Genomic DNA, 15,758 nt, shown 5'->3' on the forward strand with positions numbered 1-15,758 from the left:
AGAATGGAGTTGGATAATATACATAGACTGCTAGCGAAACAGATAAAAAAACATTTGTCAGACGATTGTCTGAAGAATCCCGCCTTTCAGAATTTCATAAATGCTGTTAATGATTCCTATCATGGTTTTGACAGAGATAAAGAACTTTCAGAACACTCGGCACTGCTCAACGAGAAAGAGTTCTATGAAATTAATCAAAAACTGAAAAATGAGATTCTTCAAAGAAAAGAATCGGTTCAGAAATTGATTGAAGCCATTAATTTGCTTGAAACCCCTGAAAGCGACGCATCAAAGATTGACGACAATAATTTATCGTCGCTGGTTGACCTCCTCCAAAGACAGATTCATATCAGAAAACATATTGAGGCCGAATTAATTAATGCCAAAGAAGTGGCCGAAACCGCCACACAGGCAAAATCGGAGTTTTTGTCGATGATGAGTCATGAAATCAGAACTCCCCTGAATGCCATTATCGGGCTCACCTACCTGATGCAACAGGAAGAGCAGACTCCGTCTGTAATGGAAAACCTGAAAACCTTACAGTTCTCAGCCGAAAATTTACACTTGCTCATTAACGATATTCTCGATTTCAGCAAGATTGAAGCAGGTAAGGTGGATTTAGAAGAAATGCCTTTTGATTTGAAACTGCTGGTATCAAACATTAAAAAAGCCAATCAGGTAAAGGCTGAAGAAAAAGGCAACAAAATAAAACTGATGTTGGATGATGATATACCGGCCACTTTAATCGGCGATTCGTTAAGAATAGGGCAGGTATTGACAAATCTGGTGTCAAATGCCGTAAAGTTTACCTTGAATGGTAGTGTAACCATTGAGGTTTCGGTGGTAAAAAAAGACGAAGAAAAAGCAAGCATCTATTTCTCTGTAACAGATACGGGCATTGGTATTCCGTCAGATAAACAGAAACTGATTTTTGAGCGATTCGCACAGGCTAACTCAGAAACCACCCGCAAATTCGGTGGAACGGGTCTGGGGCTGGTAATCAGCAAAAAACTGGTGCAGTTGCATAACAGCGACATTAATCTGGAAAGTGAGGTAGGTAAAGGAACCAAATTCTGGTTTACGATTGACCTTCGTATTGGTACTACCCTTAAGCAGCAGATAACATCTGCACTGACAGATGATGACAACGATGTAAGTCTGGAAGGCGTGAAACTCTTACTGGTTGACGATTACTTTGTAAATATCAGAGTAGCATCTAAATTCCTAGAAAAATGGAAAGTTACTTTCGATACAGCAGATAACGGCCTTGTAGCGCTTGATAAGTTCAGAAACAATGAGTATGACCTCATTCTGATGGATATTCTGATGCCTGAAATGGACGGCTACACTGCCGCAGAGAAAATAAGAGAAACAGGAACCGAGATACCTATTATAGCCCTGACGGCATCTGCCACCATGAATAATCAGGACAGAGCCTTCTCCGTAGGTATGAATGACTACGTAACGAAGCCGTTCAATCCGAAAGAGCTTTATCATAAAATAGCAAAATATAGCGGCAGAATTTAATCTGCCGCTATATTATAATTTCATTGCGCCGTATCTAAAACCTACCTCTACTCAACCCTTTTTTCATAAGTAAATATAGTTGTTATATCATCTTCCTTAGTGTCAAGCTGATTTATAATACTTTTCTTAACAATTTTATATTTTTTGGTGAAGTATATAGTTGAATTATCATCTCCCGACTTTGATTTCCCTTCTATTTTTAAAGGCGCTAAATAAAGTTCTCCGTTTAAATAACCACCATAGCCATAAACCACCATATTTGGGAGCTTTACCACACTCTCTAAAGTTAAATGGTTGGAGTTAAGTGTGCTCCCTTCAGAAGTTTCTGCTTGCCATCTATAGCTGGTACGGTCCAGAAATTTTAAAAGTTCTGTATCGTTATATTTAAAGATGCTATCTATGTCAGTGGGCTTTATGTCCCTGTTGGGTCTTTTCAGATATTTGCTGACATTTTCGCCTATGAGCACTCTTACCATATCTACGTGTGAGGGTAAATATAAGATGTCTACTGTCTGATCTTTATATACATTATTAAAAACATCAGATTTAACAGGTACAACGGCATGATATTTAGTGCCACTTTTAAGTTTATATGATAATTGTAAATCATAATACTTTGGTTTTCTACCACCAGTTATACTCTTACCATCTGTAACTATCGCATCTTTTACGAGAATTCCTGTGTTTCTAAAGGCAGAGTCTATCCTGTACCTACACCAGAATGAAAATAGTAAACCTGTGCCAATCACTGAGAGTATAACAATTACAATAAAAAAATCACTTTCGGGTGGCAAAGTCTCTTCTTCATCCTCATTAATAGAGTAAAGCATACGCCTTATACCAGTTGGTATCATATATCCTAAAGTTATCCCGATAGGGATAGAGGTTATATAGGGGTAAAACTCATACAAGTAAATAGGGGGAAATATCAGTATTAAAAGAAGTAAACTAACAGCGATTATAAGGCGCTTGTATTTTTTAGGTAATTGCATAAATTGTTATAGAGTTTAGGGTACCTTAAAAGAGGATGCGATAGCTGTATTAATTGGCAGGATGAGCCATCAGCAAAACTTTCGTCAATATACGAAGTAGGCTTTGTGAAAAAAAGATTACTTATCTATAAACTCTTTTTATAAATCTTCATGTAATATGAGAAGCAAAAAGCGACGAAGTAATTCAGTTTAACTGTAAATTGCCAACTATTTTGTAAATTAGTGGCACAGAGGCCATTTTGAAGGATAAATTGTGACACAAACCATTGTTATTGCAGAGTTTGGGGTAATCAGAAAAGCAAGTGATTTTCACTTGCCTGTTGATTCCTTTTCTGAGGTTTTTGTTTCTGATAAGGTATTTCTCCAGATAAAATCCTTTGTTTTCTCCTGCGCCAACGATCTCCTTTTTACTTATGCTGCCCAGCGAGGCAAAGAACAATTGCGGGTGAAAAACTATGTGGGGCTTATACCCATATCAGAGTCTGTTCAGATAGAAATTCTTCCGAAAACCGCGGCCGGTTCAACCAAAGAATCCCGGCAGATATTGTTAAAAATGCTCCAAAGGATACCGTCTTATCAGGTATTGTCAAAAGCACACGTAGCGGCCAGTCATTTGCCTTTGCTTGAAATCTATGCAGTGGTTTTTCTGGACGAACTGGAGAAACTCTTGCGAACCGGGCTTGGTAGAAACTATGAAAAAACAGAAACCAACGAAACGTTTATAAAAGGTAAAGTGCTGATTGCGGAAAACATGAGGCAAAACCTGATGAAACAGCACACATTCTATGTGTCTTACGATGATTTTGTTGATAATATACCACAGAACAGAATCCTGAAAACCTGCTTGTTCCGCTTGAAGGCTATGGCTTTCAGTAGCCTTACCAGACAAAGAATCTGGCAGAATCTTTCGGTTTTTGAAGGTATCAACTTGTCAGATAACCTGCACCGCGACTTTATTAAAAGCCATGTGCCGAACCCTCATTTTGAGCGGTACCAGCATTTGTTGCATTGGGCAGGTGTTTTGTTAGCAAGGCAGTCATTTCTGCCTTTTTCAGGCAATTATAACCAGCTATCATTGTTGTTTCCTATGGAAGTGCTGTTTGAGAACTACATCGGTAGCTTATTCTGTAAATATATTCCGGATACTTACCGGGTGAAGCTACAAGACAGACGCAAGCATCTGGTAATGAAGCACAAAGAAAATGCGAGGTTCAGACTGATACCCGATATTGTGATAGAAAACGAAGTAGGGGAGGCCATGATTTTTGATACCAAGTGGAAGCTGATTGATGCTTCTAAAAACAAACATAACTACGGCATAGAGCAGGCCGATTTATACCAGATGTATGCCTACGGTAAAAAATACAATGCCCGGAAACTCTTTCTTATTTACCCGGCCAACGAAAATTTCAGAGAACCACTGGAGGTATTTGACTACGATGAAGACCTGGTACTGCACGTAATACCTTTCAACTTAATGAATGTTGGAAGCGACGAAGTAAGGAAACTTATGCTATAATAAGTTATTGGTACACAGGTGCTTTTAAACCAGAATTTTAATATCTTGCAATGAAACAATCAACCTAATTTGAACGATGCCTATTTTACTTACCTTGCTGGCTATCATTGCTCTTGTGGTTCTGGTAGCTTTCGTAAAGCTTGACACCTTCATTTCATTTATATTAATAGCTATTTCACTGGGTTTGGCAACAGGCATGAATGTGCCAGCCATAGGTAAAGCAATTCAGACGGGTATTGGCGGTACACTGGGAGAGCTTATTTTGATTATCGGCTTTGGTGCCATGCTGGGTAAGCTGGTGGCAGAGAGTGGAGCAGCCCAACGCATAACCGATACACTTATTAGCATTTTTGGTAAAAAGTACCTGCAATGGGGTTTGGCACTGGCAGGGTTTATTATCGGTATTCCTTTGTTCTATAATGCAGGTTTTATTATAGTAATACCTCTTATCTTTTCCATAGCGGCTTCAACCAAGATGCCGATTTTATATGTGGGTATTCCTATGCTTTCGGCTTTGTCAGTAGCACATGGTTATCTACCCCCGCACCCTTCACCGGCGGCTATTGCATCTCAATTGAACGCCAATGTAGGGCAGACCCTTATTTATGGTATTATTGTGGCTATTCCGGCCATTGCTATAGCCGGACCGATTTTTGGACGTACACTAAAAAAGTATAAACCTGAGATTGATACCACTTTATTCAGCCTGAAACCCGTACCTAAAGAAAAACAACCCAGTTTGTTTGAAAGTCTTGTAGTGGCACTGATGCCTGTTTTCTTACTGACCTTAACGTCGTTCATTAAAGGCTTTGCCCCCAACAACCAGATAGTACTCTTAATAGCTGAGCCTTATGTGGGTATGTTACTATCCTTATTATTGGCCATGTATTTGCTGGGTATTAAACAAGGCCATAGCATAAAAGTAGTAAGTAAGCAACTGGAAGAAGCTTTTAAAAGCTGTGCTGGAATATTACTCATCATAGCCGGTGCTGGCGCTTTGAAACAGATACTGAAAGACAGTGGTACCAGCGATTACATTGGCGCACAATTACAAGGTTTTGATATTAACCCTTTGATATTGGGCTGGACAATCGCGGCCGTATTACGCCTTTGTGTGGGTTCTGCTACGGTAGCCGGGTTAACGGCAGTAGGTATATTGGCTCCGCTGATTCAGAACCAGACAGGTGTAAAGCCCGAGCTGATGGTGCTTTCTATTGGTGCGGGAAGTTTGCTGTTTTCGCATCTCAATGATGGGGGCTTCTGGCTTTTTAAAGAATACTTCAATTTATCAATAAAAGATACTATCAAAACCTGGTCGGTTATGGAAACCATCGTGTCGGTAGTAGGCTTACTCGGCGTATTAATTTTAAATCTTTTTGTATAAAACAGTATGATGACACCCGAAGAAAATCTGGCAAGACTGAATGTGGAATTACCACCGCCACCCGCGCCAAAAGGCGTTTATAAACCTGCTTTAATAGTTGATAATTTTATATATGTGTCTGGGCATGGCCCGGTTCAAACAAACGGCACCCTTATTTTTGGTCGCGTTGGTGAGGATGTAGACATGGAAGGCGGCAAATTGGCGGCACGCCAGGTAGGGCTTACCATTCTGGCTACATTGAAAACTGCTTTAGGCAGCCTTAATAAAATTAAAAGGGTAGTGAAAATATTAGGCATGGTTAATTGTACCGGCGATTTCGGAAGTCACCCGTATGTAATTAATGGTTGCAGCGAATTGTTTGCCGATATTTGGGGCACTGAAAACGGCATAGGTGTACGCTCGGCAGTTGGTATGGGCTCATTGCCTGAAAATATTCCCGTTGAAATTGAAGTCATTTTTGAGTTAAATCAAGATTAATAAAATGCTTACTATCAATAAAGTTCATCACATTGCTATTATCTGTTCTGACTACAAGGTATCGAAGCATTTCTATACCGAAGTTTTAGGCTTGAAAATCGTTCAGGAAATTTATCGGGAAGCCCGGCAGTCATACAAACTTGATTTGGCCATTGGCCATAATTATGTAATTGAATTATTCTCGTTCCCAAGTTCGCCGCCGCGGCCGTCTCGTCCTGAGTCTTGCGGTTTAAGACATCTGGCTTTTGAAGTGCCGAGTGTTGAAGAAGCAAAAGCGGCCTTAGAACAAAAAGGTGTTGCGGTTGAACCCATCAGAATTGATGAACACACTGGTAAAAAGTTTGCTTTCTTTGCCGACCCCGATGACTTACCACTTGAGATATACGAGCAATAATACTAATTGCGAATAAAAAATAAACTATGGATTGGTACAAAGTAAACAATGAGGGAGAATTGGATTCTCCCTCATTGTTGATATATAAAGAGCGTGTTCAGGAGAATGTCCGGAAAATGATCGACATTGCCGGTAATGCCGACCGGCTGTTTACACACGTGAAAACCAACAAAATGCCCGAGATTGTGAAATTGATGATAGCGCAGGGTATTAGTAAATTTAAATGTGCTACCATTGCCGAAGCAGAAATAACTGCCATGGCAGGTGCCGGAATGGTAGTTATTGCCCACCAGTTGGTTGGCCCTAAAATCGGGCGATTAGTACAGTTGAGCCGCTTGTATCCTGATGTGGTTTTTGCTTCTTTAATAGATTCGTTAGATGTGGCAAAACAACACAATGAAGTATTTGAAGAAGCAGGGTTGGTATCAAACGTATTTCTGGATGTGAACAATGGTATGGATAGGTCCGGGCATTTGCTGGATGACAAAATTCTCGACTTGTATACGTTTCTGGCTTCGCAATCCCACATAAAACTGCTTGGCTTGCATATTTATGATGGTCACCTTCGGGCAGATGATTTTGAAGAACGCAAGCATGAAATTGATGCAGGTTTTGTAGATGTAAAACACTTTCTGGAGGCCATTGAAGAGAAGGGGTTGCCCAAGCCAATGGTAATAGCGGGTGGTACTCCGGCCTTTACTTCTCATGCTTTGCGTGCCGAAACCTTTTGCAGCCCGGGTACCTGTGTTTTGTGGGACTGGGGCTATGGCGATAAATTAACCGAGCAGCCTTTTGAATACGCTGCGCTTGTGCTTACAAGGGTGATTTCTAAACCACAAAAAGGCATTGTAACCATAGATATGGGGCATAAAGCCATATCTGCCGAAAATCCTATTGATAAACGTGTCAGATTCCTGAATCTGACAGATTACGAACTCACAGGCCAGAGCGAAGAACACGGCGTTCTGAAAGTAAAAAACTGGAATTCTATAAAAGTAGGTGATGTGCTGTATGGCGTTCCGTATCATGTTTGCCCGACAGTGAACCTGTACGATGAAGCCTATGTGGTGGCAAACCAGCAGGTAAATGATGTCTGGCAGGTGCTGGGCAGACGCAGAAAAGTAACTGTTTAAACTCCGCGTAACATAACAATAAAGAGTAAGCCGTTTCAATGTTGCCCACTCTTTATTGTTGTGGTACATCAGAAAATCTGCCTTGCCACTGCTAAAGTTGTGTCAGATTTGCTCATGGTATAAAAGTGCAGCGCAGGTACACCGAAATTCATCAGCTCACGGCATTGTTGGGTACACCACTCAATCCCTATTTGTTTGGCTTGTTTATCGTTCTCGCAGGCTGCTATTTCTTTTCTGAACGCCTCGGGCATATCTAGAAAAAACAACTTTGGCAATACATCTAATTGTTTTTTGGTAGATAATACCTTCAAGCCAGGTATAATTGGTATGGTAATACCTTCTGCACGGCAACGATTTACAAAGTCAAAATATTTCTGGTTATCAAAAAACATCTGGGTAACCACGTAGTCGGCTCCTGCGGCTATCTTACGCTTCAGATTTTCAATGTCTTGTTCCAGCGTCTCGGCCTCAAAGTGTTTTTCGGGGTAAGCCGCCACACCAATACAGAAGCTGCTGGCGCTCAGGTATTCTGACTCGTCATGCAGGTACTTCCCCTGATTCATGTCTTTAATTTGTGTTACCAGTTCATTGGCATATAAGTGGCCATCTTCCTTGGCAATAAATGAGGTATATGGTTTAGCAAAATCACCTCTCAATGCCAGTACGTTTTCAATGCCCAGGTAATTAAGGTCTATCAGCAGGTCTTCGGTTTCATCTTTACTGAAGCCCCCACATAATACATGAGGCACGGGGTCAATGTTGAACTTGTGCATAATAGAAGCACAAATACCTACCGTGCCGGGTCTTTTACGCACTTTTATTTCCTTAAGTTGTCCGTCCGGCTGAGGCTTGAAAATATATTCTTCCCTGTGGTAGGTAACGTCAATAAACGGTGGCTTCAGTTCCATCATTGGCTCAATTGATTTCAGCAAATCATCAATATTGCTGCCTTTTACCGGCGGAATGATTTCAATTGAAAAAACGGGTTTGTCCGTTGCGTTGTTTAAATGTTCTATTACCTTAGCCATTGTTCTTAATTTGAGAATATATCTTTTATTTGAGGCAAAAATAGATATATTATTTATTGAAACAAATTATTTCAGTTAAATTATCTTAATTGACTGTGGTTGGTAGTTTTTATATCGTATTTGTATGTTAATTCTCATGGTAGTTACAATTTTAATTAAAAGCTAAACAGGTTTTGTTTCTGATGTTTAGCAAAATAAGTATCTTGCATTGCTAATTTTATATTTTTTACAATTTTCAAAAACTAATTTTTTTAAGATGAAAAGACTATTAACACTACTGATTGTTGGCATTTTTGCCATTTCTTTTGATGTTTCTGCACAAACAACTACAACCGCTGCTGCGCTTGACACCGTGGCGGCCAAAAGTTATGTAGGTAAATATAAAATGAAAGATGCTCCTTTTGAAGAAATAATTGTAACGCTGAAAGACGGCAAGCTTATTGGTGAAGCCGTTGGGCAAGGCGTGGCAGACCTGGCGCCTACCAAAGAACCCGATGTTTTTGAAGTAGTTGGCTACGATGGAAAACTGGAGTTTGTTAAAAATGACTCAAAAATAGTTACCAAAATAAAGCTGACTATTCAGGGGTCTACCTTGGAGGGAGATAAACAGCCCTGAGTGAAATTTTAAATGCCATACTTACGTTAAAGCCTGAGAGCCATTTCTATGGTCTCAGGCTTTTTAATTACATACTCAAACATTTTTCTTATTTTTGTAGATAAATAAGACAAAGGATACTCAATGGAATATGGACAGCAACCTTATTGCTCTTTCTGCGGTAGAGGAAAAAGCGAAGTTGAACTCTTAATATCTGGCACCGAAGCCAATATCTGCAATTTTTGTGTAGAGCAGGGGCACCAGCTTGTGCAACAGGAATTGCACGGAGTTGTGAAGAAAGAAAAGAAAAAGAAGTCTGCAGACTCGCCTAAATTTGACCTTAAGCCCCCCATAGAACTGAAAAAGCATCTTGACCAATACGTAATTGGGCAGGATGAAGCCAAAAAGGTTTTAAGCGTAGCGGTTTATAATCATTATAAACGCCTGATGCAAAACAGACGTGATGATGATGTAATGATTGAGAAGTCGAACATTATTATGGTAGGCGAGACCGGAACCGGCAAGACCTACCTGGCACGTAATATTGCCAAAGTATTACAGGTACCTTTTGCCATTGCTGACGCCACTGTGCTTACCGAGGCTGGTTACGTGGGCGAAGACGTAGAAAGTATTTTGAGCAGACTTTTACAGGCCGCCGATTATAACGTTGAACTGGCCGAAAGAGGAATAGTTTATATTGATGAGATTGATAAAATAGCCCGTAAAAGTGACAACCCGTCTATTACGCGTGATGTAAGCGGTGAAGGTGTGCAGCAGGGCTTGCTGAAATTGCTGGAAGGCTCAGTTGTAAGTGTTCCGCCGGAAGGTGGAAGAAAGCACCCGGAGCAAAAGATGGTGCAGATAAACACCGAGAACATACTGTTTATCTGCGGCGGGGCTTTTGATGGTATAGACCGCCACATAGCCAAGCGTATTAATACCCACCCGATTGGGTTCTCTAATGATGCCAAACGCCTGGAATTGCTGGAGAGCACCAGCTTGTTGCGTTTTGTTACACAACAGGATTTAAAATCTTTTGGTCTTATACCTGAATTGATTGGTCGTTTGCCTTTGTTGACATATCTGAACCCGCTCGACAAGGAGGCCTTGAGCCGTATTCTGATAGAACCTAAAAATGCTTTGACCAAGCAATATAAGAAGCTATTTGCAATGGAAGATGTTGCCCTTGAGTTTGCACCGGAGGCGCTGGATTTCATTGTCGGTAAAGCTATGGAATATAAGCTGGGAGCTAGAGGATTACGCTCTATCTGTGAGGCAATCATGACAGACATCATGTTTGAGATTCCATCAAACAAAGAGGTAAAGAACTTCACAATTACGCTAGAATACGCGCAAAATAAATTTGAGCGCTCGGCGTTCTATCAATTGAAACTGGTAGCGTAATTTTTGGGATATTTCATCAAACCCTGTAAAGCCGGTCATTTCGCTTTACAGGGTTTTTTGATGCCTGGTAATTTTGGCTGCCACTGCCCTGATTTTTTTCTTCAAAAGCTATTATACTATGTTAAGAACACTTCTATTTGTACTGGTTTTGCTGCTTTTGTTGGGTTGCAAACGAGAATACGCCCGTTTTCAGAACTCAATTCCGGATTATTATCTGAAGCCGGAAAAACAGAATGCCACGTCAGCTTTTAAGTCTGATACTCATGCACCTCAAGAAATGGAGGCAATGGCTCCGATGCCCGCGCCAGCCATTGAAAATTTAACAGCTAATAATACCCCGATCGTGCCTACCATAAAAAATGAAGTAAACCATAAAACAGATTGGTTGCCAAAGGGGTTATTGAAGAAGAACAGTAAAACAGATGAACGCCAGAAACCACGTCTTATTCAGAAGCCTGAAAAAAAGGGCATATTTCAGAAGAAGAAATCAAAGAAGAAAAGGGGAGGGTTAAGCCATAAAGCATTTGTGCGGCTTGAGATTGGGCTGGTGTTACTGGGCTTTGCCGTTATTTTTGCGTTGTTGCACATCAATATACTAGCCATAGTTTTCGGCTTGTTGTCTGCATTTATGATCATACGCGCATTGCGGAAACTGTTTTAATTGAGTAAAACTAAAAAACCGGAAAATATGAATGTTATTCTGATTCATGGCTTTGGCGAAGACCACATCATCTGGAACAAGTTTATCAGCCTGCTTCCACGCACATACACTTATGTAACACCAGATTACAGCAAACTTACCAATTGTATTTCTATTGACGATTATGCAGACTGGCTGAAAGATGTGCTGGATGAACGCAAAGAAGAAAAATGCGTGTTAATTGGGCATTCAATGGGTGGGTACATAGCACTGGCTTTTGCTGAAAAATACCCGGAGTGGTTGCAAGGTCTGGGGCTGTTTCATTCATCTGCTTACCCGGATGATGAAGAACGAAAAGTAACCAGATTAAAGACCATTGATTTTATTGAAAAACACGGCTCAGCCGAGTTTATCAAAGATTTTTATCCGAAAATGTTTACGGATGAATTCAAGAAAAAAAGTAAAACCCTGATTGATAGTCAGATGGAACGTTACAGTTCAATTCCGGAAAAGGCCATGACAAACGCACAGATGGCCATGCGGAATCGCCGCGATACAACGGCAATTCTGAAAGATGCCGGATACCCCACCATGATTATTGCAGGTGAAGAGGATAAGTTTGTAACGGTTTCGGCTGCTGAGGAGCAAATAAAACTTCTAAGGATGGGTTTCACAGGTATACTGGGTGGAGTAGCTCATGCCGGAATGTTTGAAAGACCCGAAGAATGCGCCAGGATAGTCGCTGAATTTCTAACCGCATGTGCTGAGGTAGACACACGCTATGGCAGAGGCGGCCAATGATAATCAACTGGTAAATCTTCACCTTACTGGTCTCTTTTGCGCGTCAAAGGTACTTTATTAAAATATAATACTGATTAGTTCTCGCGCCTGTGTACTTTATTCATACTTGCAATCAGTATTTATTGTACTTTTATGGTATCATTTGCATTTGTAATCATTGTTAAACTGATTAGAAAATGAGCTTTAGCACCTACATACCCTGCGACACCCTGAAACCTTATGTAAGACTACTGGCAATATCAGAAGCCGTAGAAGAGTCTGCCTATAAGGTATTGCCGGGTACAAGCATGGTAATGGGGTTTCAATACAGGGGCAATCTGGTAGCCATTGAAGACGGAACCGAAATAAAGCTAAACTCTGCCGGTATAAGCGGCCTGCAAGATAAATTCAGATACTTTAAGAACTCAAAGAATATTGGCACGGTGCTGGTATATTTTAACGAAACCGGCGCTGCCTACTTCTTTAAAGCGCCCATGAATGAGCTTTTTGATGAAAGTGTGGGTTTAGATAACTTCGTAAATAGCTCAGAACTCAATGAGATTGAAGACCGGCTGTCAGAAGCGCAGTCTCATACCCGGCGCATTGCCATTATTGAACAGTTTTTGATTAATCGTATTCAGCCTGTTGATACCGACAAACTGGTGCTGGCGGCTATTGTGCACATACAGCAGGCCAAGGGCAATATCAGAATCATTGACCTTGCAAAGCTGTTGTTTACCAGCAAAAGCCCTCTTGAAAAACGGTTCAGAAAAACGGTAGGCGCGTCTCCTAAAAAATTTGCAGGTATTGTTCGTTTCAATGCCTTGCTCAAAAATTATTCTGACCAAAAAACGCTAACCGAATTGGGTTTAGAGGCAGGTTATTTTGATCAGGCTCATTTTATTCATGATTTCAAAGCATTTACAGGCGAAACCCCCGAAGCTTATTTTCAGCACAACAAATAATCTTTCGTAATTCATTTCTACTCTGCCAATAAATCTGGAGGAGCCTCCAAAAGGTTCCTTTTTGTTTAAATGGCCTTTCTACGGGGGTATTGGTAAATTAAAATATAGTTATTTTTACTTATATTTGTATATAGTCGTTTTTATAACTGAACCAGTTAACCACAAATTATATGAAATGGGCTTATAGTATCGAACAAAAGATAAAAGCCGCTATGGGGCTGACAGTCATTTTTGTTTTTTTGTTTATCAAAAATGTTTCAGATAAACATCATTTTAATGAATTAGGCGATAGCTTCTCTGCAGTGTATGAAGACCGGCTTATGGCTGAAAGCTATATCTATGAGCTATCTAATCTCCTTTCCAGAAAGAAATTACTGGTCGATGACTGTAACACCAAAGAAGAAATAGTACAGATAAAAGATAAAATAAAAGAGTACAACGAGTCTATAAGTGCCTTGATAGTGTCTTACGGAAAGACGAAATTAACGGCAACAGAAGAGGTACTTTTCAAGGATTTTAAAAAGAAAATAGCGCATGGAATTGCGCTTGAGCAAAAGCATATTTATCGGGCAGGTGTTTACAATTCAGAAAACGTGAAACACATACTGGATGAAGCATTTTACGGTGCACTGAATACGCTTAACCACTTATCTAATATCCAGATTACAGAAGGGGAGAAGCTGAATAAAACATCGCAAAGAATAGTGTTAGGCTCAGCATCAGATACCCAGTTTGAGCTAACGCTGCTGATTGTTCTGGGTACCATCATTCTTACGCTTATATTTTCATCCAGGTCTGCTATGCCTAAAACACCTCAGAATCCATCTTTAAACTAAGCCAGGCTTAAATAAAAGCCCGGTGTTCATAAGAGCGCCGGGCCTTTTTAACAAGTTGGTTCCTCTGGTTGATAGAACTTATGCTTTCAATCTGAACACTACTCCACCCAAGGGCGGCAATGATATTTCAATAGAGTTATCTTTACCATGCAAAGGTATTGCTTCGGTATTAACACTACCGTTTAGTAAACCGGTGCCCCAGTACTTCTGGTTATCGCTATTAAAGACTTCTTCATAAATACCCGTTTCAGGCACGCCAATCCGATATGGAGAACGAGGTACAGGCGTGAAGTTGAGTACTACAATTACAGTATCTTTCTCATGCAAACCTTTACGGGCATACACAATCACGGCATTTTCGCGGTCGCTGGTATCAAGCCATTCAAAACCATCCGGCGAAAACTGCTTTTCAAACAAGGCTACTTCTCCTCTATACAAACCGTTCAGGTCTTTTACCAGCTCTTTTATACCTTTATTGGGTTGGTTTTCTAACAGATGCCAGTCAAGGCTTTTGGCGTAGTTCCATTCGGCATATTGGGCAAATTCGCCACCCATAAAGAGCAGTTTTGCCCCGGGGTGTGTAAACATATAAGTAAACAATAAGCGAAGGTTTGCAAATTTTCTCCATTGGTCGCCAGGCATTTTCTCAATCAATGACCCTTTGCCATATACCACCTCATCATGCGAAAGCGGCAGCATAAAGTTTTCAGTAAAAGAATATACAAGGCTGAAAGTAATATCATTCTGATGCCATTTTCTGAACATAGGGTCTTTAGCAAAATAGCGCAGGGTATCGTGCATCCAGCCCATCATCCATTTCATGCCAAAACCCAGCCCGCCGTTATATACCGGTCTTGAAACACCCGGGAAAGCCGTAGACTCTTCAGCAACGGTCTGCACATCAGGGAAACTCCTGTAAATCTCTTCATTTAGCTCTTTCAGTAACGATATCACTTCGAGGTTCTCGCGGCCTCCAAAAATATTAGGTACCCATTCTCCGGCTTTACGTGAGTAGTCACGGTAAAGCATAGATGCTACGGCATCAACCCTCAGGCCATCAACATGAAATCTGTCGAGCCAGAATAAAGCATTGCTGATTAAGAATGAACGTACTTCAAAGCGTCCGTAATTAAAAATGTAACTCTTCCAGTCTGGGTGATAGCCCTGGCGTGGGTCTTCATGCTCATACAGCGAGGTGCCGTCAAAACGGTAAATCCCATGTGCGTCGCTGGGATAATGAGACGGCACCCAGTCTAGCAGAACCCCGATATCGTTGATGTGCAGTTGTTCTACCAGATACATAAAGTCTTGCGGAGTACCAAAGCGGCTGCTGGTGGCAAAGTATCCGGTAATCTGATACCCCCACGAAGGCTCATAGGGGTGTTGCATTACAGGCATGAACTCTACGTGCGTAAAACCCATGTCTTTCATATAAGGTACTAGCGAATTAGCAATTTCTCTATAACTGAGCCGGCGTTCCGGGTCGCTCGGGTCACGCTGCCATGAGCCCAGATGAAGCTCATAAACCGATATGGGGGCGTTCAGCGCATTGTTACGATGCCGTGTCTGCATCCAGTCTTTGTCCTGCCATTCATACCAGGTGTCCCATACTACAGAAGCGGTTTTTGGGGGTATTTCCCAATGCAGGGCATAAGGGTCTCCTTTTTCAAGGTCTTCACCTGTATTCGACGAAATAAAATATTTGTAAACCTCACCATTGCCAACGTTGGGTATCCATCCTTCCCAAATGCCTGAGCTGTCCCAACGCGATGCCAGCGGGTGTGAGCCACGCTCCCAACCATTAAAGCCACCAATAACCGACACGTACCGGGCATTAGGAGCCCAGACAGCAAAGTATGTGCCCACCACACCCTGGTTTTCAATCACGTGCGACCCCATTTTTTCATACAAACGATAATGCTTGCCCGCCTTGAAAAGATTAATGTCAAAATCTGTAAACAAACTGAATGATTCAACGTTCTTGAAACTGGGGGTTTCCGGGTTAGATTCTTCTGTATTCGGTGTAGAAGTCTTTTTCTTTGCCATAGGTTAAAGCCAATGAGGTTTTGTTTTTTCCAATAGGT

15 protein-coding genes are annotated in these 15,758 nt (G+C 41.1%); 12 read left to right on the top strand and 3 right to left on the bottom strand.

The window, feature by feature from the left end; translation table 11 throughout:
* Positions 1–3 precede the first annotated feature (3 nt).
* Entirely contained in the window at positions 4–1,527 is a 1,524-nt protein-coding gene (locus tag C0V77_RS16800) for an ATP-binding protein (RefSeq protein WP_101727521.1), read from the top strand.
* Positions 1,528–1,574: 47 nt separating this feature from the next.
* Here the strand turns inward: C0V77_RS16800 and C0V77_RS16805 are convergent, their stop codons facing one another.
* Positions 1,575–2,519 carry an OapA N-terminal domain-containing protein gene (locus C0V77_RS16805; RefSeq protein WP_101727522.1) on the bottom strand — a complete coding sequence of 315 codons (945 nt, stop codon included), beginning with the start codon at positions 2,517–2,519 and terminating at the stop codon, positions 1,575–1,577.
* Between the two features lie 253 nt (positions 2,520–2,772).
* Here C0V77_RS16805 and C0V77_RS16810 point away from each other — a divergent pair, with 253 nt between their 5' ends.
* The 5 genes from C0V77_RS16810 to C0V77_RS16830 all read left to right on the top strand — a co-directional run bounded on the left by C0V77_RS16810 (position 2,773) and on the right by C0V77_RS16830 (position 7,426).
* On the top strand, positions 2,773–4,038 hold the full coding sequence (locus C0V77_RS16810; RefSeq protein WP_158237971.1) for an McrC family protein: 1,266 nt from the start codon (positions 2,773–2,775) through the stop codon (positions 4,036–4,038).
* 76 nt (positions 4,039–4,114) lie between these two features.
* Positions 4,115–5,422: a gluconate:H+ symporter gene (locus tag C0V77_RS16815; protein WP_101727524.1), complete on the top strand. Its 1,308-nt coding sequence runs from the start codon at positions 4,115–4,117 to the stop codon at positions 5,420–5,422.
* Between the two features lie 6 nt (positions 5,423–5,428).
* Positions 5,429–5,899, top strand: a complete 471-nt coding sequence (locus tag C0V77_RS16820) for a RidA family protein (RefSeq protein WP_101727525.1) — start codon at positions 5,429–5,431, stop codon at positions 5,897–5,899.
* Positions 5,900–5,903: 4 nt separating this feature from the next.
* Positions 5,904–6,293 (top strand): VOC family protein, encoded by a 390-nt coding sequence (locus C0V77_RS16825; RefSeq protein ID WP_101727526.1) that lies wholly within the window; start codon positions 5,904–5,906, stop codon positions 6,291–6,293.
* A gap of 26 nt (positions 6,294–6,319) precedes the next feature.
* Positions 6,320–7,426: a D-TA family PLP-dependent enzyme gene (locus tag C0V77_RS16830; protein WP_101727527.1), complete on the top strand. Its 1,107-nt coding sequence runs from the start codon at positions 6,320–6,322 to the stop codon at positions 7,424–7,426.
* A 68-nt stretch (positions 7,427–7,494) separates the two neighbouring features.
* Here C0V77_RS16830 and metF read toward each other — a convergent pair whose 3' ends face one another.
* Positions 7,495–8,454 carry a methylenetetrahydrofolate reductase [NAD(P)H] gene (gene metF / locus C0V77_RS16835; protein WP_101727528.1) on the bottom strand — a complete coding sequence of 320 codons (960 nt, stop codon included), beginning with the start codon at positions 8,452–8,454 and terminating at the stop codon, positions 7,495–7,497.
* A 256-nt stretch (positions 8,455–8,710) separates the two neighbouring features.
* On the opposite strand from metF, the gene C0V77_RS16840 reads away from it, so the two are divergent.
* From C0V77_RS16840 to C0V77_RS16865, 6 genes are all read left to right on the top strand, one after another.
* The gene (locus C0V77_RS16840; RefSeq protein ID WP_101727529.1) at positions 8,711–9,070 is read left to right on the top strand and encodes a hypothetical protein; all 360 of its coding nucleotides are present in this window, start codon (positions 8,711–8,713) and stop codon (positions 9,068–9,070) included.
* A 123-nt stretch (positions 9,071–9,193) separates the two neighbouring features.
* Positions 9,194–10,453: an ATP-dependent Clp protease ATP-binding subunit ClpX gene (gene clpX, locus C0V77_RS16845; protein ID WP_101727530.1), complete on the top strand. Its 1,260-nt coding sequence runs from the start codon at positions 9,194–9,196 to the stop codon at positions 10,451–10,453.
* A gap of 118 nt (positions 10,454–10,571) precedes the next feature.
* Complete coding sequence (locus C0V77_RS16850) at positions 10,572–11,114, top strand: hypothetical protein (protein WP_143706117.1); 543 nt, start codon at positions 10,572–10,574, stop codon at positions 11,112–11,114.
* A gap of 27 nt (positions 11,115–11,141) precedes the next feature.
* Entirely contained in the window at positions 11,142–11,894 is a 753-nt protein-coding gene (locus C0V77_RS16855; RefSeq protein WP_143706118.1) for an alpha/beta fold hydrolase, read from the top strand.
* Between the two features lie 176 nt (positions 11,895–12,070).
* Positions 12,071–12,838: a helix-turn-helix domain-containing protein gene (locus C0V77_RS16860; RefSeq protein WP_101727533.1), complete on the top strand. Its 768-nt coding sequence runs from the start codon at positions 12,071–12,073 to the stop codon at positions 12,836–12,838.
* A 170-nt stretch (positions 12,839–13,008) separates the two neighbouring features.
* Complete coding sequence (locus tag C0V77_RS16865) at positions 13,009–13,674, top strand: MCP four helix bundle domain-containing protein (RefSeq protein ID WP_101727534.1); 666 nt, start codon at positions 13,009–13,011, stop codon at positions 13,672–13,674.
* A 78-nt stretch (positions 13,675–13,752) separates the two neighbouring features.
* Here the strand turns inward: C0V77_RS16865 and glgB are convergent, their stop codons facing one another.
* Positions 13,753–15,720, bottom strand: coding sequence for a 1,4-alpha-glucan branching protein GlgB (gene glgB / locus C0V77_RS16870; protein WP_101727535.1), 1,968 nt, complete (start codon positions 15,718–15,720; stop codon positions 13,753–13,755).
* Positions 15,721–15,758 lie beyond the last annotated feature (38 nt).

Origin of the sequence: Emticicia sp. TH156 (assembly GCF_002855535.1) — a bacterium.
GTDB classification, from domain to species: domain Bacteria; phylum Bacteroidota; class Bacteroidia; order Cytophagales; family Spirosomataceae; genus Emticicia; species Emticicia fluvialis.